This is a genomic window from Paraburkholderia bannensis NBRC 103871, assembly GCF_000685015.1.
In the GTDB taxonomy this organism is placed as follows: Bacteria; Pseudomonadota; Gammaproteobacteria; order Burkholderiales; family Burkholderiaceae; genus Paraburkholderia; species Paraburkholderia bannensis.
Genome location: NZ_BAYA01000051.1, coordinates 1 through 18,540, shown reverse-complemented (window position 1 = coordinate 18,540; position 18,540 = coordinate 1). Strand labels below are relative to the sequence as shown.

Genomic DNA, 18,540 nt, shown 5'->3' with positions numbered 1-18,540 from the left:
AAGGAAAAAAGCGAATGTTCGACGAAAAGAAACTTCACCTCGTCTTCGAGGCCGGCCTCTGGTTCAAGGCGCTCCTTGCATTTTCAGAGGTCGCTGCGGGAGTTGCCGCTTTTTTTGTGCCACAGCGGTTCTTTCTCGCTTTTGTACTCTGGATCACGCGGGACGAGTTTGCCGAAGACCCACACGACCTCGTCGCAAACTTTCTTCTCCATGCTGTCGAACATCTTTCCGTGGGTGCCCAGCAATTCGCAGCGGTTTACCTGCTCGGGCACGGTTTGCTGAAGCTATGGCTCATTATCGGGTTGCTGCGGGAAAGGCTCTGGTACTTTCCCGTCTCCATGATTGTCTTCGGCCTGTTCATTGCCTACCAGCTTTATCGCTACACGTTCACACATTCACCCTGGTTGTTGCTTGTTACGGCACTCGACGCTGTCGTTATAGCGCTTACATGGCATGAGTATCGATATATTCGCCGTGGGCGGATCAATCACATTCCACGTCCTGAATGATCTCGCACAACGCAGGGTTGTACCCGGAAGAGGGCTTTGCTCTGGGCGCGGGTATAGCCAATGCGACGCGATACTCCCAGCGCAGGACATATCCATCTTCGCGCCTTTCGGTTGGTTGTCCGCATCATCGCCCCGGAGTCCTTCAGCGCAGGCTGAGCATGAATAAGCACGCCTCTAACTCAGCGCTCAATCAGCTCACTGCGCTGCAAATGGCTCGCCACGTGTAAGCGATTCGCGCGTTAAGCCAGCGTTAAGAGTCGCGCGCATACACTGGAATGGTTTCTATTCACCAATTGAGTTGGTCTGGGAGATTTCAGATGAGTTTGACCGCCAGGGACGCGTCCGAACACGCATTGAGCAAGGTGCCCGCACTCACGCTGGGTTTCTGGATAATCAAGATCGCAGCGACGACACTCGGCGAGACTGGCGGTGACTGGGTCACAATGTCGTTAAACCTGGGATACCTGATCGGCACGATGATTTTCTTCGCTGCCTTTGTCGTGCTGGTATTCGCTCAGGTTCGTGCGCGTGAATTCAAGGGTTATCTTTACTGGGCCACGATTGTCGCAACGACTACCCTCGGGACAACGCTGGCCGATTTTAGCGACCGGTCTCTCGGAATCGGCTATCCTGGTGGTGTTTCGATCATCGTCGCCCTTCTTGCTGCGAGCCTGGCGATCTGGTATCGGGCAGAAGGAACGGTTTCGATCGAGAGTATCACGACAGCGCGTGTGGAGTGGTTCTACTGGACGACCATACTGTTCTCGCAAACACTGGGCACTGCATTGGGCGATTGGGTCGCCGATACCGACAGGGGCGGTCTCGGTCTGGGTTTCGAAACGGGCGCGGTGATCTTTGGGGCGGGGCTCGTGGTCGTCGGTCTGCTGTGGCTCTGGCCGCGCATTTCGCGCACGGCGCTCTTTTGGGTCGCGTTCGTGCTGACGCGGCCCCTTGGGGCGACACTTGGCGATCTGCTCGACAAGCCGATTGCCCAGGGCGGTATGCAGGTCAGCCGGTTCTATGCTTCGGGCATTCTCTTTGCATTTATCGTCGTGTGCATCATGCTGATCCCGCAGCGGGCTGCTCGTCGGGCGCCGTCGGCTTGACCGCCGGGCCTAAAAAAGGAGGCCCCGATCATAGGACCGGGGCCTTCGAAAGGTGATGCTGGCGAGTAGTCCAGTATGACAAGAGCTACCGTTCAGCGCTTCACCTGCGTGAAGAGGGGCACCACTTGATGCCGGTTGCTCGCGGCATTCAGTGCGTGGTCTCACTTTATGCAGGGATCCTTAAGACTGCCTTATTGTTCTGAATGATGGGTGGCCTTGTTGTGTCGAGTGGATAGTCGTCGCCGTGGCCTCTGCTGAACTCTCAAGCGTGTCCAGCACTGCCACGCTCATGCTCATTGTCGTTACGAGATTGACGGGCAGAGCCTCGTGAATGAGTTCGGACAGCATGTCGATGCTTAGGCTGACGAAGCCAAGCGCCCGGATATGACCTGAAATCAATATGCGACGGAGTGGCGGGACCGCCTGGGACGTCGCTCAGGCAGGCCGCCGCGCCGTGGCAGCGGGCGCGCCCGCCTGCTCCGTTATCGAGGTCCTGGCGCAGTTACGCTCTGGAACAAGCCTGGGAAAACGAAGGCGCACCGTTAGCCCCTGGCCGTCCGGACCACTGTCGAGCGCGACATCGGCCTGATGTTGCTCCGCAATGCGCCTGACGATTGACAATCCGAGACCACTGCCCGTGGCACCGCGTCCGCTGCCACGATAAAAGCGTTCCCACACCCGCTCGCGATCCTCCTCGGCGATCCCGGGGCCCGTGTCGCATACCATGAGCGTGGGCGTACCATGCTCGTTCCTTGCAACGACGTCAACACGCGCATGCGGGCCAGCGTATCGGATGGCGTTATCGACCAGATTGTTGATCAGGATGCGAAGACCATCCTCATTGCCTCGAACCTGCACTGGCGGTACCGCGACCACGCCAAGGTCGATTCCGTTTGCCTGCGCAAGACGCGCCCGCTCGCCAACAACCGAACGGGCGAGTGACGTGAGATCCAGGTCGGACATCGCAGGAGGCATCGAATCGGGGCCGAGGCGCGCGAGCGTCAGGAGTTGTTCGGCGAGATGCGCGAGCCGCGCGGTGCCTGTGCGAATCTGTGCGGTGATGAGACCACGCTCGTCTGCGTTAAGCGCCTTTGGCAACAGGTCGGCCTGCAGCCCGAGTCCCATGATTGGCGTCCGGAGTTCGTGGGCGGCGTCTGCAATGAAATGGCGCTGGGCAGTAAACGCGTCATCGAGACGCTGCAGCAGATCGTTGAGCGCGTCGACGAGGGGTTTGACTTCTCCCGGAATCGCTGTGGTGTCGATCGTCTGCATGTTGTTCGCGTCCCGTCGCTTGAGATTTGCCGCGATGTCCCGAAGCGGTCTCAGCCCGTAACCGATCCCGAACCATAGAAAGAGGGCAAGCACGGGAATCAGCGACAGCACTGGCCAGAGCAGGTGCATGGCGATCTCGGCCACCGCTTCCCATCGCGCGCGTCGTGCCTGTGCGACGCGAACGAGCATGTCACCGTCGCGTGTGACGTAGGTGTGCCAGAGCTGCCCCCCGACGATGACGTCTGCGAATCCGGCGCCAGTCGGTGGGGGCAGTGAAGAATCAAGATCGGTGCTAAATACGGGTGTGGTGCCACGCCAGACCTGGAGCAGCACAGCGTGCGACTGTTCTCCCGAAAGCCGGTCCTCGTTTGCGCCCTGCATGCCTCGCAGCGCCAGGTGTCCGTCCGGCTCGACAATGACATGCTGCGCGACCGCCTTCAGCTGGTCATTGAGCAGTTCGTCCAGCTCCGTCAGCGCACCCCGGTAGGTCGCCGCGCTCGCCAGCAGTCCGGTGAGCAACGTAGCGGGGAGCAGCCACCAGAGCAGGCGCCGTCGCAGCGATTTCAATCGATCTCTCCCATCTGGTAGCCGACCCCACGCACGTTCCGGATTGCCTGTGTGCCAAGTTTGCGGCGCAGATTGTGAATGTGGACCTGGATCGTGTTGCTCCCGATCTCCTCGTTCCAGCCGTACATCCGCTCTTCAAGCTGCTCGCGGGAGACAACGATATCGGGTTGCTGCATCAATTCAAGCAGCAGCGCGAACTCACGCGTTGTCATTGGTATTTCCACTTCACGCAACCAGACCCGATGCTGCGCGGGGTCAAGCCGAAGCGGACCGACGTCAAGGATCGTCCGTGAATGCCCAGCCTGGCGTCGGCGTACCACGCGCATGCGCGCGAGCAGTTCATCGAGTGCGAACGGCTTGACGATGTAGTCGTCTGCACCGCCGTCGAGGCCCGCGACGCGCTCAGGTACGGCGTCGCGGGCCGTAATGATGATGACCGGGGTGTCATCATTGCGCTGGCGCAGTCGCGCAAGCAGTGTGAGCCCATCCTGGCCCGGCAGACCCAGGTCGAGCAGGACGAGCCCATACGCCGCCGTACGCAGGGCAAGCGCTGCGGCGTCACCTGCCTGTGCCCAATCCACCGCGAACCCCTCACGTTGCAGTCCCTGCTGCAGTCCGCTGCCGATCAGTGTGTCGTCCTCTACGAGAAGTATTCGCATCGAATTGTTCTTTCCTTCCCCGTGTCAGTGATGGCTGTACAGCGAGTCCCACGTTGCCTTTGAGATACGATGCCCCGCCTGCGACGTACCCGCAGTCGTGCCGCCGTATGCTGTCCTAGCATTACCGGCCGCAGGGTTCTGCGCAGCAACGCGAGCCTCCGCAGCCTGGATATCGGCAGGATACTTTGTTCTGCTCGGCTTGTAGCCTGCATGTTCGAGCTGCACAAGCTCGGAGCGGACCTGCTCGCGTGTCACAGGGTCATTCGACGTCTGAGCAAAGGAAACTGTCGGCGCGGCAACAATGAGTGAAAGGGCGACCACCCCCAAAAGCGTTCTCATGATGAGTACCTCCCTGATTTACCTGTCTGCAGTGCGGGCGGGATCTCAAGTTCCCGTATCCCAAGCGTGAGCCAGAATACTTAAAACGCGATTAAAGCCAAGCGTCCCGAAGCCTCGTTCACGCCATCCTGGGCCAGGGTGCGATGCCATTAATGGTGTTCATACAGCGTCGATGTGCTGTGGTGCGAGGTGCTGCTCCGCCCGGACTGCGAGGCGCTGCCAGTGCTACTGCCCATTCCGGATGTCGACAGGCCGCCGGCGGCATTTTCGGCCGCGACGCGTGCTTCAGCAGCCTGAATGTCACTGGGGTAGGTAGCCTCGTCACGCTTCGCGGGGTTGTAGCCCGCCTTTTCGAGCTGCACGAGTTCGGCACGTACCTCTGCACGAGTCGGATGGGTGTTCGTTTGCGCAAAGGCAAGAAGCGGGGCGACCAGCATTCCGATGCTGGCGATCCCGATGATTGTCGTCTTCATATAAAGCCTCCAGACGGTAGATGGATTGGTAGACCTGCACGTTGATTCTGACGAGCGAAACTTATGTGCGAGTTAACGATGAATAATCTCGATTTATAAGCAAACCTGATCATGTGAGATGATCGCCAAATGTTCGCGTGTCATTCGAATATTGACGCCGGATGGAAAGCGATGGGCCGCAGAGCGGGGGATAGCTGGCACGTATCGCAGGATTGCCCGGTGACCGGTCCTGGGCTTCGATGAATTCTTGACCGCAGTTGCGTGTACGCGTACACGCGGGGTGTTTGCTGGTGCGCTCACCATAAAGAAAACTGAGAACAATTCAACATTCACGAAAGCGTCACAGACGGTGGATATCGTGCGACGCCACCTACTTCGCCACGAAAACCAGGAGCATTAGATGAAACTGAAATCCATTCCGTTTGTGATGATTACGCTGCTGTCAGCGTCGATTGCGCAGGCCGCAGACATTACTGGTGCCGGCAGCACGTTCGCACTTCCGATCTACGCCAAATGGGCGGACGCCTATCAGAAGTCGGGCGGCGGCAAGGTGAATTACCAGGGTATTGGGTCGTCGGGCGGCATCAAGCAGATTCAGGCCAAGACCGTTGACTTCGCGGGCTCGGATGCTCCGCTGAAGGACGACGAACTGGCCAAGGACGGCCTGTTCCAGTTCCCGACGGTGGTCGGCGGCGTCGTGCCGGCGATCAACGTGCCGGGCGTCAAGGCCGGCGAAGTCACGCTGTCGGGCCCGGTGCTCGGCGACATCTACCTCGGCAAGATCAAGAAGTGGAACGATCCGGCCATCGTCGCGCTGAACCCGAAGGTCAAGCTGCCTGATCTCGACATCGCCGTAGTCCGCCGCGCCGACGGTTCGGGCACCAGCTTCATCTGGACGAACTACCTCTCGAAGGTCAACCCCGAGTGGAAGAGCAAGGTCGGCGAAGGCACGACCGTGAACTGGCCGACGGGTACGGGCGGCAAGGGCAACGACGGCGTCGCCGCGTTTATTCAGCGTCTGGCGGGCGCGATCGGCTACGTCGAGTGGGCGTACGCCAAGCAAAATCACATGGTCTACACTGCCATGAAGAACGAGTCGGGCGCTGTGGTTCAGCCGGACACCGAAACGTTCAAGGCGGCGGCGGCTGGCGCGGACTGGAAGAAGTCGTTCTACCAGATCCTCACGAACGAGCCGGGCAAGGACGCATGGCCGGTCGTCGGCGCGACCTTCGTGCTGCTGCACACCGCGCAGGACAAGCCGGACCAGGGCAAGGAAACGCTCAAGTTCTTCGACTGGGCGTTCAAGAACGGTACGCCGGCTGCTGACAGCCTCGACTACATCTCGCTGCCGCAATCCGTGGTCACCGAGATTGAGACTCAGTGGAAGGCGAAGGTGAAGGACGCGAGCGGAAAGGCGATCGCTCAGTAAGAGTCAGGCGCGCGGGCGCGAGGGCTGCTCGATCCCGCGTCCGCCTGTGGAGAGTCATCTCCACCGCCTTGAAAATGCGCGAGAATTCGCCCGTCCCGGCGGCTTCGCCTGCGACACAGGCGAGGGCCGCTGCCGTTATTGCGGCACCTGTACACTCGTCATCCAATTCTTCAGGCGGCCCGCTAGGGAATCGCGAAGATGCCCACGAACGTCATCCCCGATCGTGCGGATGCGACGAGAGCATCCTTCCCGCCTCGACCGACAGGTTTAATCTCACGAGTGATTCAGTCCGAATTTCCTGCAACCCAGGGATCATGCGTAGCTGGCAGTAACGCCCATTTTGTTCAGGTATCGAATTGCGCGGTCGACGCACTGCACGACAACATCATTTGCGCCCATGGACCATGAAAGCCAGCTTGACGCTCAGCAAGCCGTTCTTACTCGCGCAGGGCCTTAAGGTTCGGTTAAGACTGCCAGCCTGACAATGTAAGTCGGAGACGGGAGGGCGGCGTGAAGTGGTTGCTGATTGGAGACGACGAATCGAGTGCGCTGCCCATCATTGAGCTGATGCAGCGCGCCGGACATGAGTCCGACTGGGCGAGCAGCGAATATGAAGCTGAACTCGGCTTGTTGCATCTGGTTCACGAACTCGTGCTCATCGATTTCGGAAGCGCCACCCTGAATCCGTTGCGCCTGCTGCGAGGCTACCGCCGCCAGGGAGGCACGGCGGTTGTGATCGCGCTATTGCCTCAGGGTCAGCTGGAAAGCCCACAGATCGTACTTGAGGAGGGTGCCGACGAGTACCTGATGAAACCGTTTGAGCCGCAGGACCTTGGCACAAGGGTGCGCCAGTTGATGTGTCGCCCGCTCCATGAGCGCGGAGCGATGTCGATGGGCAAGCTCTGCATCAACACCGCCGAGCATCTGGTGACGTGCGACGGTATGCCGGTGACGCTGCGGCGCAGTGAATACCGGCTGCTGATTGCACTTGCAAATGACCCAACGAGGGTAATGACGCGCTCAGAGCTTGCCTCTTACCTTTATGGACGTCAAAGCCCCGTTGCAGGGCGTGCCGTCGATCTGGTTGTACATGGTCTGCGCGACAGGCTTGGCGCTCAGGCGATCATGACAGTCAGGGGCGTTGGCTACCGGATGAGCTATTTCTCGTGACAGTCAGGCCTCCGGTATGAGAAAACTGGTTCCGCCGGTACAGCGCCGGGAGATGCATTGAAACGGAAAGCCCGCAGACCATATGTTCCGATTCTGACTGATCGGTTACCAAAATGATGGTAACGCCGCCGGTATCGATTGCGCCAGATCAACCGCGTGTCGTCGCACACTGGATAGTGTTCCCGCAATGAGGTTGCTTTCGCAGCGCGTTTCGCGCCTTGGCTCACTTTTCGTCGTGGCAGTCGAAAGAGACATTGAAACGATCGACAGGGTGGCCGATCCCGAAAAGTCTCACCATTCGGGCGCAAAGCCGGACATGGGTTGACCCGGCACTCGCGCAGGACTTTGGTTGGCGCGGTGCTCCGCGTAGGCCCGCGTGCCGATGTCGCGAGACTTCACGACTTTTGAGGTGTATTCCTCGGCCCCGCAATCCTCTTTTCGTTGGCGCAGTCGACGTAGATCGTTACCTTCTTTGCGCTGATATGCTGTAATCGTGCGGCAAGCGAATGCAGGGGAGATCGGGCGCTTTCGTGGGGCAGGCTGTGTGCCTCCTGCCGGCATACCGGGCGTTCTCACAGGTGGGGGACATAGTGTTCAGTCGCATCATGACCGGGATAGATGGCACGCAGGCCTCAGTACGAATCCTTGCTGAAGCACTCCGCTTCGCCAGTCAGCGAAAGGCTGCACTCCTTGTGGTGAGTGTGCTGATACCCGTCCCGGACACCTTGGGACCAGGGCCAGGCTTCGGGGACACGGTCGGCCTTTCACTAGCATTGAAGGCACGGGCCCATGCCGCACTTTCACGCGCGAAGGATCTGTTTATCCTGACCGGCGTCGAGGGCGAGACACGACTGATTGACGCGTGCGACCGGGATATCGCAGTAGTCCTGCTCGACGAGGCTGCAAGGTGGCAAGCGGACCTCATTGTCCTCGGAACTCGCAGTCGTCATGGTCTTGATCGACTCCTGCTCGGCAGTACGACGGTGTCCTGTCTGCGTACTACGCATGTCCCGATTCTGGTCATTCCGCCAGAGTCCCGCAGGGCAGCGGCAGGGCGGTCCTGAAAGCGAGGGGCGAGCCCGAAAGGCTCGATTCCCCGCAGTGAAGTCCTGCCTGGGAATGGCAAAAGTGCTTACCCGGCAGAATGCCCAGCATGCCTTGCGTAGCGCCGCGCAAGCACGACGCGCTTCGTTCGGGCTCGTGCGGCAGCACGAGTTTTCAATGACCTCTACGAAAAAAAGCCCGCGACTCGAGGGAGAAGTGAGCGCGGGCATCAAAGTCGAGAGCTCTGCTTCTCTCGATGGCATGTCCGTCTCAGCCGAAACGGACCCGCTAGTGACCGTAGCAGGTGCATCCTCCAAAGTCTATAGCGCAGTTTGAGAGCGTTCGCTTGTCGTGCAGATTGCCCGGGACATTCGACGGCATCACAAGCCCGCCGGAGGAATTGCAGGCGGCGGCGACGCCCCACGCGGCGAGGTCGCCATTTTTCTGCACGGATGAACCTGGTTTCGGCGGTCGATGCGAGGTTGAAGCCAGCGTGGTGCGTCCCGATATGGCCGATCGCTCACGAAAATCGCCGCTCAGTTGAGCCTGAAGCGCCGAAAGACGATGCCCTTGATCTGGTCGAGAACAAGGGTGAACGCTACGACTGCGGAAATCAACACTCCGAGCTGCCTGAGCGCGACCGCCGCCATCAACGTTCCGGTCACGGCCATCGCGCTCACGAGGACGATGTCCATGACACTCACTGATGCCATGATCGCAGCCGGTGCAAACGTCCAGATCCGTGCGTCGCTTCGAAGCACATAAACGTTAGCCTGAGTGGTGAAGACCAGCATCAGGAACACCATTGTCTGCATCTGTGCGTAATCAAGTCCGAGCTGCGCGCGCATGACGGCGTAGAGTGACAACGTGAAAGCGAGCGAAACTGCGGCAAGCACGGACGCGGCGCCAAGAAGCTGCCGGACGCGCCAGCTCTGTGGCCGCGTGGCTGGCCGCACGCGGTCACCTGCGATACTCATCGTCACGAAGTCGTTGGCGAACAGCAGCAGGACGATGAGACGCGGCGAGATCACGAAGCCCTTTGTGAGCCAAAGGCCAAGTGTCAGGAAAGCGGCGATCTCGAGCGTCTTCACGATCTTGTTGAGGATGTAGGTGAGCATGCGCCGGTGAACCTCCCGACCCGTGCCAACCACTGTGAGGACACCGCCCAAACCGTGATCGGTCAGGACAACTCCGGCAGCCGCCTTGGCAACGTCGGTGGCGCTGGCCACGGCGATGCCGAGTTCGGCCTGCCGCAGCGCGGGGGCGTCGTTGACGCCGTCGCCCGTCATGCCTGTGACGTGCCCCGCCTGTTGTAACGCGCGGACGATCGCGTGCTTTTCTTCCGGTAGCACGCGGGCGAAAATGTCACAAATTTCGGGATGAAGCAGGTCGTCTCCGCGCGGAACACAGACACGGGAACCAAGCCCGAGCCGCTCTCCGATTGCGCGCGCCGTCTCCAGCGCGTCGCCGGTCGCCATGCACACGCGCACGCCAAGCTGGCCGAGTTCTGCGATGAGCCTGGCGGCATCGTCCCGAGGCGGATCAGCGAGGCCAATGAGCCCGACAAGCTCGGTCGCACCAGCCGGACCCGCGGCGACGGCCAGCACGCGCGCCCCCCCGGCGGCGAGTACCTGCCTGGCTTCCTGTGCGGCGTCTCGGCGTGCCACATCGGTCCTGCAGTGCTCGAATACCGCCCTGGGTGCCCCTTTCAGCGCGTGCCAGTCCTGGCCCTCGACGACATATACACCTTCACTGAAACGCGTTGTCGGGTCGAAAGGCCGGAAGTCCGTGCGGGCCGGCAAAGCGGTTGCCTGCGCGTGAGTGTGATAGGCGGCGAGAATCGCGAGATCGAGCGGATCCTGCGATGCATCGTCGCTCGCCATTGCCGCGGCGCGTAGAACGGTCGCCTCGTCGACGGCCGCGAGAACCGTGACGCCCATGACCGACAGCGCGTTCTGCGTTAGCGTGCCGGTCTTGTCGGACAGAAGCGTGTCCATCGCGGCTGCTTCCTCTACCGCTGGTAGCCGGGTCACGAGAACGCCCTGTTTCGCAAGGCGGGTACTCGCAACTGCCGTGGCTAGCGTGTACGTAGCCGGCAACGCTACGGGAACCGAAGCAATCAGCAGCAGCAGTGCGAACACCACCGTGTCGGTCAACGGCAGACCATGCGTCGAGGCATAGAGGACCGCCAGCAGGATGAGTACGAGGTCGAAGGCAACAAGGCGCTTCACGATTGAGAATATCGTGCGTTGCATATGACTTGGCGCGCTGGACGTGCGCACAAGTTCCGCAGTCCGGCCGAAGTACGTTCGCGAACCGGTGGCGTTGACTTCGCCGCTGGCTTCGCCCTGACGAACAATCGACCCGGTGTATGCGGGTTGCCCTGCTCCCGCCTCGACGGTAAGGGATTCACCAGTCAGTGCCGATTGATCGAGCGCGACCGTCCCGTCGAACAGCATCAGGTCGGCGGGCACGATGTCGCCCGCGCGCAGATGCACCACATCGCCGGGGACCAGTTGCGCCGCGGGCAAGCGGTTCCACTGCGCTGCACGCAGCACGCGCGCGTTGATCTGCAACTGCCGCCGCAACAAAGCCAGCGCGTCCTGCGCCCGGCGCTCCTGGACAAAAGCAACAAGGGCGTTGAAAGCGAGCAGAAACAGGATAACAAGCGCCTCCTGGCCGCGGCCCAGCATCATCTGAAGCACGATGACCGCCTCAAGCATCCACGGCACCGGTCCCCAGAGCTTGCCAAGAAACTGGCGCCAGCGCGGCGTGCGGATCTCCTCTATTGCGTTGGCGCCGAGGAGTTGAAGACGACGTTCCGCTTCGGCCGATGCGAGCCCGGTTGCGTGGTTGGTGGGAGACAGTTCTGGTGCAGTGCCTGCGCGTGGTTCAACGGCTATTGTCATGGAATGGCGAGGGGTGGTTCTCGGCAGCAAGAGGCGGTCAGCTGGAAACTATTCCCGTTCGCAGGTGACGCGCGGAGTGCTCGGCGAGCCGGCCGTGACGCCGGGGCCATCGGGACCTGGCGGCCTGTCTCCGGCGTATCTGTGGCAATCGCTCCTTCTGAGTGTCTTCGCTGCCGACCTCAGGAAAGCGCCATCCAGTCGAACCGCGGCTATCGGTGGCGTCGACAGCTTCCTTGCGCCTGGGGGGCTGCACTGGCATGCTGTGGCAGGTGCGGTCGTTGTGTCTCCTGGACTCCGGGGAATTTCTCATCAGCGTTTCCCGTTGATGGTCACCAGATAGTGCGCGATGTCATCGATACTCTCAGCTGGAAACGGCGCACCGTAGACCGCCCGCATTTTGCTCACTTCGGCTTTCCAGTCATCAAAGGTGAGCGGTGGTTGACGCGTCACCATGCCGGCAGAGTGACAAATCAGGCAATGCGCGTTCGCGAGGTCCGAGCCGGGACCCGACGGAAAGGCCTTCCCCGCGGGGAACGAAACCTCCACGTTATCCCGCGAGACAGTACGAGGGGGCTGGGCTGCGGCCACGCCCAAAACGACAGTGCCCGCTACTGAAGCAGTGACCCAGGCTGCCCATGGCTTCATGATGGACTCCTCAAGCCGCGAAGACGGTGATTGACTCGACAACGTTACGCATGTAGCCGCCCGGGTTCCAGTTCGGCGTATCCGGCTGCTGGGCGCCGTCGTCGTTCACAGCCCTGACCTTTAACACGTACTGGCCCGCGTGCCGTGGCAGGAACTGCGCTTCCCAGCGACGAAAGCTGTACTTTCCGACGTTCTGACCCAACTTCGCGAGTTTCCATGTCATCCCGTTGTCGGTTGAGAGGTGTACCGCGCGGACGCCGGTGTCGCCCCCGAATGCAATACCGCGTATGGTCTGGGGTCTGGCAACATCCACGACAGCTCCGTCGCTCAGGTTCGTGATGAACGAGCGCGGGACCATCCGGTTGATCGGGACGGTCTTGACTCCACTCTGCCCGGGTGCCACGTTAGCGTGAGGCGTGTCCGGAATTTGATAGGCTTTCGTCATCCAGAAGTTCGTGTCCGGCGCGTCGATGATCTCGATATCGTTGAGCATCTTCACCCAGTACGTCGAATACCATCCAGGGACGACCAGCCGTAGCGGAAACCCGTTCAGGATCGGCAGGGGCTTGCCGTTCATTGCGAATGCCACCATCACTTCGCCGTCGCGTGCGTGATCGACGCTCAGCGTCTTGACGAAGTCAGGGGTGGCCGGGATCGCCCCTGCGTCGGCCCCATTGAAGCGCACCTGAATCGCGTCCGACTTCACGCCCGCGCGGTCCAGAATGTCCTTGAGGCGCACTCCTGTCCAGCGAGCGTTACCCATCGCGCCATTTCCCCACTCTCCGCCTGCGACGCGCGGAGTGAAGAAGCCTCGCGAGTTCCCCGCGCACTGGTTGACGGCGGCGAGTTCGACTCGCTCGAAGTCGCTCGTCAGCTCTGCAAGGCCGAGAGCGACCTCGCGGTGTACCGACCCGTGAATCCTGATACGGAAGCTGCGTGCGTCGACGCTCGGTGGAATTCCCCCGAGGTGCCAGCGGACAAAAAACTGATCATTTGGCGTGAAAACACCCTGGTCGAACACGGAGAACGGTGTTTCAAGCAACGGCGGACGGCTGCGCAAGAGCAACAATTCACCCTTTTGTGGAAACGCAGTGGTCAATTCCCGAAGCCCGTTTTCAAAGGGGAGTGTGATCGCATTCGCGGCTCTTGCGATGTCTGACAATCCCCACGTCAGGTAGCCCGCGCCTGCCGCCACGATGGACCGCAGCACGTGACGGCGCCTGATGTCATATCCATGGTTCATCGCTTGCTCCGAATCCGAAAAAGCCGGTTTGTCTTTCCCACGAAGCGGTTCACGCTCCCACCCGGATCAATATATGCAGCACGATGGCGAGTCTCCACAAGGAGTTACCCGATGGCGATCCCTATTCATTTGGACTGCCATGGACCCAGATACTTACGCAGCGTTCACCTGGTATGGCAGGCCCTGTTCGATGGGGAGGGAGGGGTCGCGTGACCATTCGTTCCATGACCCGAAATAGAGCCGTACGTCCTTGAGGCCGGCCTCCTCAAGCGCGAGAAAGGTATTGGAGGCCCGGGCACCCTTGAAACAAAAAACGATGACGGGCGTTTCATGGGAAATGCCTGCGGTCGCGCACTCGGCCAGAATTTCCTGGCGCGACTTGAACATTTGGCCTGTCGGCGTGGGCTTCATCATGCGGTACCACTCGATCCAGATCGAACCGGGAATCCTTCCTTTGCGCGGGCAAAAGTCCTTGCCATAAGGAGAAGAACTCTCACCGATCCATTCATCAACATCCCGGACATCAAGTTTCACGATTGATTTGTCCGCTACGGCGGTCTTCATTGCCGAAAGGTCGACGAGCAGGTTACCGGCGCTGGAGCTTGTCGGGAATGTAGCAGGCCTCGGAACAGGTACTTCGGTTGTACTGGGGAAGCCTTCCGCACGCCAGGCTGCATAGCCGCCGTGCAGAACCTTGATCTTTTCGCGTGGATAACCGAGATACCTCAGGAGCACATAGCCGCGGCACGACTGGCCAAATCCGGTTTCCATGGACTGTTCGTAAACAACGGCGGTTTCTTTGCCAGACAGGCCTGCGTTTCCGAACGCACTGGCAAACTTGTCGCGTAATGCCGCCAGGCCGTCGGGGGTTGATGTGGCAAGATACGTAAATATTTCGTGAATATTCACCGCGCCGGGCAGGTGGGCCTCCGCGTAGTTCGCGGCGTCTCGTGTGTCGACCAGCACTACCGATTTAGATGCCATTATTTCAGACAATTCGCGCGGCGAAATGAGGACATGTTCGCTCATGGCTTACCTCCCGGGTTAGACGCCTTGGATTGCGAAATTTCTTACCTCAGAACTCAGTCGGCAAATGCTCCGGGTGCTTAAGGGCCATCGCGACAGAGAGACTTTGGTTTTCGCCTTGTCATTCACCGACCCACGACTTCGTTCCCGTGTCACAGGAAAAATTCTGATGCAAAGCCGAACCGCTATCACCGGGCCCGCCCCGAACCTGGCCCATTTCGGGAGCCCGTTATATAGCGATTCTCGCGCGGGACACTCTTACCTCACGCAGAAAAAGCTACGCTAGTCCCGGGGCATTGCCTTTGATGCAAGTCAAACTGTCCTGGCATCAATTCGCTCGAAGCAAAAACCAGCCAATTCGATGTGCGCAGCGACAGCTAGCGACGTCGAGAAGGCTGTGCAAAGAAACCAATGGGATGATCAGGATGTGGCGACTTGACGTTCGTCAGGAACTCCACCCGAGCGTGCGGGATGCGTTGCGCGAACCGCAATTGAAATTCACGTGGGGTGACTCTTATCCGGTGTGATCGGCGAGGTATCGCAGCAGCGGGCAAGGGCTAGGGGCTGTTTACATTCGATGAAATGTGTTTACATCTTGTCTTTTGCGCGAGCAGGGCAAGATGATTCGAACGTTATTGAGCGATGAAGTATGGGCACGAATCGAATCCGTCTTGCCGGGCAAGGAAGGCGATCCAGGGCGAACGGCGACCGACAATCGTTGGTTTATCGAAGCTGTCCTCTGGATCGGCCGGACCGGCTACCCGTGGCGCGATTTGCCCAGGGCGTTCGGCCGATGGCATACGGTGTACATGCGTTTCTCCAGGTGGCGTCGCAAGGGTGTATGGGAACGCGTGATTCACGCCGTGGCCGACGAAACCGAGATCAAGCATGTGTTGATCGATTCGACCATCGTGCGCGCACACCAGCATTCGTCCGGGGCTCGAAAAAAAACGGTCCGCAAGCGCTTGGACGCTCGCGAGGTGGACTGACCACCAAGTTGCACCTTGCCGTCGATGACGCCGGACGCCCCCTGCGGTTGATTGCCACCGAGGGACAAGTTTCCGATATCACGTGCGCGAATGAACTGGTTGAGCATTTGCGCACCGGCGCGGTCATCGCTGACAAGGGCTACGACTCGAACGCCTTTGTGGAGAGTATCCGAACTACGCGTGCGAAGGCCGTAATTCCGCCGCGTTCGAACCGCAAGACCAAGCGTCGCTATAGCCGCGTGCTGTATCGGACCCGGAACATCGTCGAACGATTTTTCGGTCGTATCAAACATTTTCGTCGTGTCGCCACTCGCTACGACAAGCTCGCAGGGAACTATCTCGCCTTCGCTTCGCTTGCCTGTGCCTTTGGACCGTTCGTGAGAATGTGAACAGGACCTAGCGCATTCTCCGGAGAGCACAGTCATCGGCCAAGGGAGCACGACCATAAGCTAGTCTTAAGCCAGGCAGCGTTACATTGACTTTCGAATCACTATTCGAACCAGCTGTTCAAGCCTTGCACTGATACTCAGGGAGGGGAAATCCCTCCCTGAGTATCAGTGACGCATCGTATGACGCAATTCAATGGTGACCGGAATCACTGGCGACGCGCCAGTGGAATGGCCAGCACGGTATCTGGGAAATCGCTATCGAACAGGAGGCTTGCCATGCTGAAGAGGAATGTGTTTCAGGCACTGGTGACTGCAGGTCTTTTTGCCGTTGCACCGGCTGCGCTACCAGTCGAGCCGACCGCGGTAACGGTTCACCTTTCAGACGGTGGGAGTGCCGGAATGTCATTGACTCTGGTGCCGTCGACTGTGCCGGCAGGACCGGTCGAATTTACGATCACGAATGAGTCGCGTACGTTGAAACACGAATTCCTGATCTTGCCGTGGTCCAACGACGGTAGCGCACTACCGTATGATCAGAAGACACAGCAGGTTGATGAAGATCGCCTGAGCAAGCTGCAAGGTGTGGAAGACCTTAACCCCCGGGAGACTGTCACGACACGTCTTCAACTCAAGCCCGGCCGCTATATTGCATTCTGCAACGAGCCAGGACACTTTCGCGACGCAATGCGTGCCACGTTTATCGTCAGTGCGGCGAAATGATGCCGTTGAGCAAAGTGTCAACGCCCTGCCCCATGCCTGAGAGCGCGTCGGGGCACGCAGAGTGCGGAGGCATCATCGGCGGATGTCGCCTGTGGGATTGAGGCGGCTACGCAGGTGTGTTCAGGGTCGGCTACAGATGGCGAGCGAATCGAACGAGACACGGGACTGCAGTCCGGTTGGCCCTTGCGTGACCATACGCCGGCGAGCCGTTGTGCGTTTATGCGCCAAATGCTTGGCCAGCACGCGAAACAGTGTGACTTGCGGGATCAATCCAGTTCGGTTAGTCCGGCAGGTGTTTCACCTTGGATAGCGGCCGTTGGCGCAAGGGAAGAATGCGTGGAAGGATGTTATGCCCCCTGAGTAGCCGGTGCGCCAGAGCCCCCAGCACGTGCAAACCTATCAGTGCGGCCAATCCGTAGGCCGTCATTGCGTGTAGTTTTCCTAACCAGTTTGACAACTCGTGGCTCCTGGACAACAGCGTCGGCAACGAGAAGAGCCCAAAGAAACTGGCTGCGTGTCCTGCCGCATTGGTTTTTAGCCACCCGAGCAGAGGAGCCGCGAGCATCAACACATAGAGCAGGCAATGGGCTGTGCTTTCCACGAAGTATGTCGCCGTACCGGTTTTGTTCACGGAAGGCGGTAACTGGTTCCGCACGCGGAGCCGGTTCGCGAGGCGGATGAGTGCGAGGACTAGGATGGCAATGCCGATCGATTTGTGCAGGGCAAGGAGTTCCTCCCTGTCATCTAGCAGCCAGCCGATGACGAGATTGCCGATCAGCGCGATGGCCAGCAACCAGTGCAGAAGACTGACTGAAATGGGGTAGCGCGAAGAGGGTTTCATGAAATAGGAGCTGGATCGAATTCGCGTGCCGGTTAGCCCAGCAGGTCGTGGTAGTGCTTTCTGGTTCCGTCGATCCTGCGCAGAGCGTTCTTGGCAGTGGTCATGTCGTTTGCGCGAATGGCCTGATCGACGTCGACAAGTTCGCGCCGCAGAGCCTGCATGCCTTCGTCGTAGGTGGGTTGGTCGTCGCGGTAAGGTTGATGACTGACTTGCTCCACATCACGTTCCAGGCGCGCCACGTAACTGCTCAAGGCGGGCATCGTCGTGCTTGCCATCGCGCCCTGCATGGCGAGCTTCATGTCCCTCATCAGCATTTTGATCTCCCCGGCCTGTGCGAATGACGAGACCGCGAGAAGTGACGCGCACAACAACAACTTGGCGCGATCATGAAACGAAAGCGTGGACATGGGCGGTCATCAGGCGTGAAATCTTAATCTGGCCATTGTACGGAGGGCACAGTTAACGCAGGCTTAAGGACCGAGGCCGGTTCGCGATCGATACCGGATTTACTGCATAACACTACGATGCGGATGGCACTGCCAGCTGGCGCGAACTCGCAGGCGAACCTCACCGCACGCTGCGACGCCACGGAACGGTCCACAGCAATGCGCATCCTGAGCGCACTGTTCGCAGTGCCGCGCGATTTCACGCTGCTCCTGATGATCCTTCCGGTCTCGCCATCCGGTTGCCCTATCTGCGATGCAGGCTTACCCGTGCCCGGTGCAAAGTTCGATCACTGCGCACTCGTTGGGGTCTTCCAGGTGAAAGATCAGGTCCGTGCTCCCGTATTCCACTGTGGCGGTGACCATACTACGAAAATTTTAAGAATCGCGTTCTCGCGTCAATGGTATGTACTGTCGTCGAAGTGCGTGGAGCCGCTTCCGCGCGCGACATCGACGGCGAAGGTCACCCTTGGCACTTCGCTGCACTCATCAACGATCAGGCCGGACGGTGCTTCGGCATCGATGACAAGCGCGTTATCCGTCTTGACGTTCTGCCTGTTCGCAGCCGCCACCCGATCCACTAGAACAGGCACGCCATGATTCGCCATTGCCAGCAGGTTCTCACATTTGAGCGGCGACGGGTGAATGATCAGTGTCGACTGCGCAAGCGCAACCGACGATGAGCAGAGCGCGGCTACGCTAACGATCATCAATAAGGTTCGCATGATCCTGTCTCCGGCGTCGACGGGAGTTGGTTCGTTAGAAGG

The 18,540-nt window shown here is 59.7% G+C and carries 18 protein-coding genes; 7 read left to right on the top strand and 11 right to left on the bottom strand.

Going from position 1 to position 18,540, the window contains the following annotated elements:
- Window positions 1-14: 14 nt before the first annotated feature.
- On the top strand, window positions 15-509 hold the full coding sequence (locus BBA01S_RS37300; protein ID WP_027820853.1) for a DUF2127 domain-containing protein: 495 nt from the start codon (window positions 15-17) through the stop codon (window positions 507-509).
- A gap of 317 nt (window positions 510-826) precedes the next feature.
- On the top strand, window positions 827-1,615 hold the full coding sequence (locus BBA01S_RS37295) for a COG4705 family protein (RefSeq protein ID WP_027820852.1): 789 nt from the start codon (window positions 827-829) through the stop codon (window positions 1,613-1,615).
- A 435-nt stretch (window positions 1,616-2,050) separates the two neighbouring features.
- Here BBA01S_RS37295 and BBA01S_RS44580 read toward each other — a convergent pair whose 3' ends face one another.
- The 4 genes from BBA01S_RS44580 to BBA01S_RS37275 all read right to left on the bottom strand — a co-directional run bounded on the left by BBA01S_RS44580 (window position 2,051) and on the right by BBA01S_RS37275 (window position 4,925).
- Window positions 2,051-3,454 (bottom strand): ATP-binding protein, encoded by a 1,404-nt coding sequence (locus BBA01S_RS44580; protein ID WP_042298532.1) that lies wholly within the window; start codon window positions 3,452-3,454, stop codon window positions 2,051-2,053.
- The gene (locus tag BBA01S_RS37280) at window positions 3,451-4,113 is read right to left on the bottom strand and encodes a response regulator (protein WP_027820851.1); all 663 of its coding nucleotides are present in this window, start codon (window positions 4,111-4,113) and stop codon (window positions 3,451-3,453) included. The genes BBA01S_RS44580 and BBA01S_RS37280 overlap by 4 nt, the downstream gene beginning before the upstream one ends.
- Before the next feature lie 24 nt (window positions 4,114-4,137).
- Window positions 4,138-4,452 carry a DUF4148 domain-containing protein gene (locus BBA01S_RS46415; RefSeq protein ID WP_084162783.1) on the bottom strand — a complete coding sequence of 105 codons (315 nt, stop codon included), beginning with the start codon at window positions 4,450-4,452 and terminating at the stop codon, window positions 4,138-4,140.
- Window positions 4,453-4,601: 149 nt separating this feature from the next.
- Window positions 4,602-4,925 (bottom strand): DUF4148 domain-containing protein, encoded by a 324-nt coding sequence (locus BBA01S_RS37275; protein WP_027820850.1) that lies wholly within the window; start codon window positions 4,923-4,925, stop codon window positions 4,602-4,604.
- Between the two features lie 400 nt (window positions 4,926-5,325).
- Here BBA01S_RS37275 and pstS point away from each other — a divergent pair, with 400 nt between their 5' ends.
- The 3 genes from pstS to BBA01S_RS48715 all read left to right on the top strand — a co-directional run bounded on the left by pstS (window position 5,326) and on the right by BBA01S_RS48715 (window position 8,588).
- Window positions 5,326-6,354 carry a phosphate ABC transporter substrate-binding protein PstS gene (gene pstS / locus BBA01S_RS37270; protein ID WP_027820849.1) on the top strand — a complete coding sequence of 343 codons (1,029 nt, stop codon included), beginning with the start codon at window positions 5,326-5,328 and terminating at the stop codon, window positions 6,352-6,354.
- Between the two features lie 510 nt (window positions 6,355-6,864).
- The gene (locus BBA01S_RS37265) at window positions 6,865-7,524 is read left to right on the top strand and encodes a winged helix-turn-helix domain-containing protein (RefSeq protein ID WP_027820848.1); all 660 of its coding nucleotides are present in this window, start codon (window positions 6,865-6,867) and stop codon (window positions 7,522-7,524) included.
- Between the two features lie 506 nt (window positions 7,525-8,030).
- Entirely contained in the window at window positions 8,031-8,588 is a 558-nt protein-coding gene (locus BBA01S_RS48715) for a universal stress protein (RefSeq protein ID WP_027820847.1), read from the top strand.
- Window positions 8,589-9,104: 516 nt separating this feature from the next.
- Here BBA01S_RS48715 and BBA01S_RS37255 read toward each other — a convergent pair.
- The 4 genes from BBA01S_RS37255 to BBA01S_RS37240 all read right to left on the bottom strand — a co-directional run bounded on the left by BBA01S_RS37255 (window position 9,105) and on the right by BBA01S_RS37240 (window position 14,394).
- Window positions 9,105-11,477 (bottom strand): plasma-membrane proton-efflux P-type ATPase, encoded by a 2,373-nt coding sequence (locus tag BBA01S_RS37255; protein ID WP_027820846.1) that lies wholly within the window; start codon window positions 11,475-11,477, stop codon window positions 9,105-9,107.
- Between the two features lie 309 nt (window positions 11,478-11,786).
- The gene (locus BBA01S_RS47385) at window positions 11,787-12,122 is read right to left on the bottom strand and encodes a c-type cytochrome (protein ID WP_156966245.1); all 336 of its coding nucleotides are present in this window, start codon (window positions 12,120-12,122) and stop codon (window positions 11,787-11,789) included.
- Between the two features lie 10 nt (window positions 12,123-12,132).
- The gene (locus tag BBA01S_RS37245) at window positions 12,133-13,365 is read right to left on the bottom strand and encodes a molybdopterin-dependent oxidoreductase (protein ID WP_027820845.1); all 1,233 of its coding nucleotides are present in this window, start codon (window positions 13,363-13,365) and stop codon (window positions 12,133-12,135) included.
- A gap of 153 nt (window positions 13,366-13,518) precedes the next feature.
- Entirely contained in the window at window positions 13,519-14,394 is an 876-nt protein-coding gene (locus tag BBA01S_RS37240) for a sulfurtransferase (protein WP_027820844.1), read from the bottom strand.
- 617 nt (window positions 14,395-15,011) lie between these two features.
- On the opposite strand from BBA01S_RS37240, the gene BBA01S_RS46410 reads away from it, so the two are divergent.
- Window positions 15,012-15,769 (top strand): IS5 family transposase gene (locus BBA01S_RS46410; RefSeq protein WP_174479201.1). Its coding sequence is split into 2 segments (ribosomal slippage): window positions 15,012-15,333 and window positions 15,333-15,769, totalling 759 coding nucleotides; the frame shifts between segments, so codons are not numbered across the junction.
- Window positions 15,770-16,045: 276 nt separating this feature from the next.
- Window positions 16,046-16,489 carry a cupredoxin domain-containing protein gene (locus BBA01S_RS37225; RefSeq protein ID WP_042298530.1) on the top strand — a complete coding sequence of 148 codons (444 nt, stop codon included), beginning with the start codon at window positions 16,046-16,048 and terminating at the stop codon, window positions 16,487-16,489.
- 280 nt (window positions 16,490-16,769) lie between these two features.
- On the opposite strand, the gene BBA01S_RS37220 is transcribed toward BBA01S_RS37225, so the two are convergent.
- From BBA01S_RS37220 to BBA01S_RS44570, 3 genes are all read right to left on the bottom strand, one after another.
- Window positions 16,770-17,330, bottom strand: a complete 561-nt coding sequence (locus BBA01S_RS37220) for a cytochrome b (RefSeq protein ID WP_027820840.1) — start codon at window positions 17,328-17,330, stop codon at window positions 16,770-16,772.
- Window positions 17,331-17,362: 32 nt separating this feature from the next.
- On the bottom strand, window positions 17,363-17,737 hold the full coding sequence (locus BBA01S_RS37215) for a cytochrome b562 (protein ID WP_027820839.1): 375 nt from the start codon (window positions 17,735-17,737) through the stop codon (window positions 17,363-17,365).
- 434 nt (window positions 17,738-18,171) lie between these two features.
- The coding region (locus BBA01S_RS44570) for a hypothetical protein (protein ID WP_042298529.1) at window positions 18,172-18,540 on the bottom strand (369 nt) is incomplete at its 5' end.

What these genes read in the sequence shown, in the direction of transcription:
- BBA01S_RS37300 (WP_027820853.1), top strand. Translation starts at nt 15, where the DNA reads ATGTTCGACGAAAAGAAACTTCACCTCGTCTTCGAGGCCGGCCTCTGG.
- BBA01S_RS37295 (WP_027820852.1), top strand. Translation starts at nt 827, where the DNA reads ATGAGTTTGACCGCCAGGGACGCGTCCGAACACGCATTGAGCAAGGTG.
- BBA01S_RS37280 (WP_027820851.1), bottom strand. Translation starts at nt 4,113, where the DNA reads ATGCGAATACTTCTCGTAGAGGACGACACACTGATCGGCAGCGGACTG.
- BBA01S_RS46415 (WP_084162783.1), bottom strand. Translation starts at nt 4,452, where the DNA reads ATGAGAACGCTTTTGGGGGTGGTCGCCCTTTCACTCATTGTTGCCGCG.
- BBA01S_RS37275 (WP_027820850.1), bottom strand. Translation starts at nt 4,925, where the DNA reads ATGAAGACGACAATCATCGGGATCGCCAGCATCGGAATGCTGGTCGCC.
- pstS (WP_027820849.1), top strand. Translation starts at nt 5,326, where the DNA reads ATGAAACTGAAATCCATTCCGTTTGTGATGATTACGCTGCTGTCAGCG.
- BBA01S_RS48715 (WP_027820847.1), top strand. Translation starts at nt 8,031, where the DNA reads ATGCAGGGGAGATCGGGCGCTTTCGTGGGGCAGGCTGTGTGCCTCCTG.
- BBA01S_RS37255 (WP_027820846.1), bottom strand. Translation starts at nt 11,477, where the DNA reads ATGACAATAGCCGTTGAACCACGCGCAGGCACTGCACCAGAACTGTCT.
- BBA01S_RS47385 (WP_156966245.1), bottom strand. Translation starts at nt 12,122, where the DNA reads ATGAAGCCATGGGCAGCCTGGGTCACTGCTTCAGTAGCGGGCACTGTC.
- BBA01S_RS37245 (WP_027820845.1), bottom strand. Translation starts at nt 13,365, where the DNA reads ATGAACCATGGATATGACATCAGGCGCCGTCACGTGCTGCGGTCCATC.
- BBA01S_RS37240 (WP_027820844.1), bottom strand. Translation starts at nt 14,394, where the DNA reads ATGAGCGAACATGTCCTCATTTCGCCGCGCGAATTGTCTGAAATAATG.
- BBA01S_RS37225 (WP_042298530.1), top strand. Translation starts at nt 16,046, where the DNA reads ATGCTGAAGAGGAATGTGTTTCAGGCACTGGTGACTGCAGGTCTTTTT.
- BBA01S_RS37220 (WP_027820840.1), bottom strand. Translation starts at nt 17,330, where the DNA reads ATGAAACCCTCTTCGCGCTACCCCATTTCAGTCAGTCTTCTGCACTGG.
- BBA01S_RS37215 (WP_027820839.1), bottom strand. Translation starts at nt 17,737, where the DNA reads ATGTCCACGCTTTCGTTTCATGATCGCGCCAAGTTGTTGTTGTGCGCG.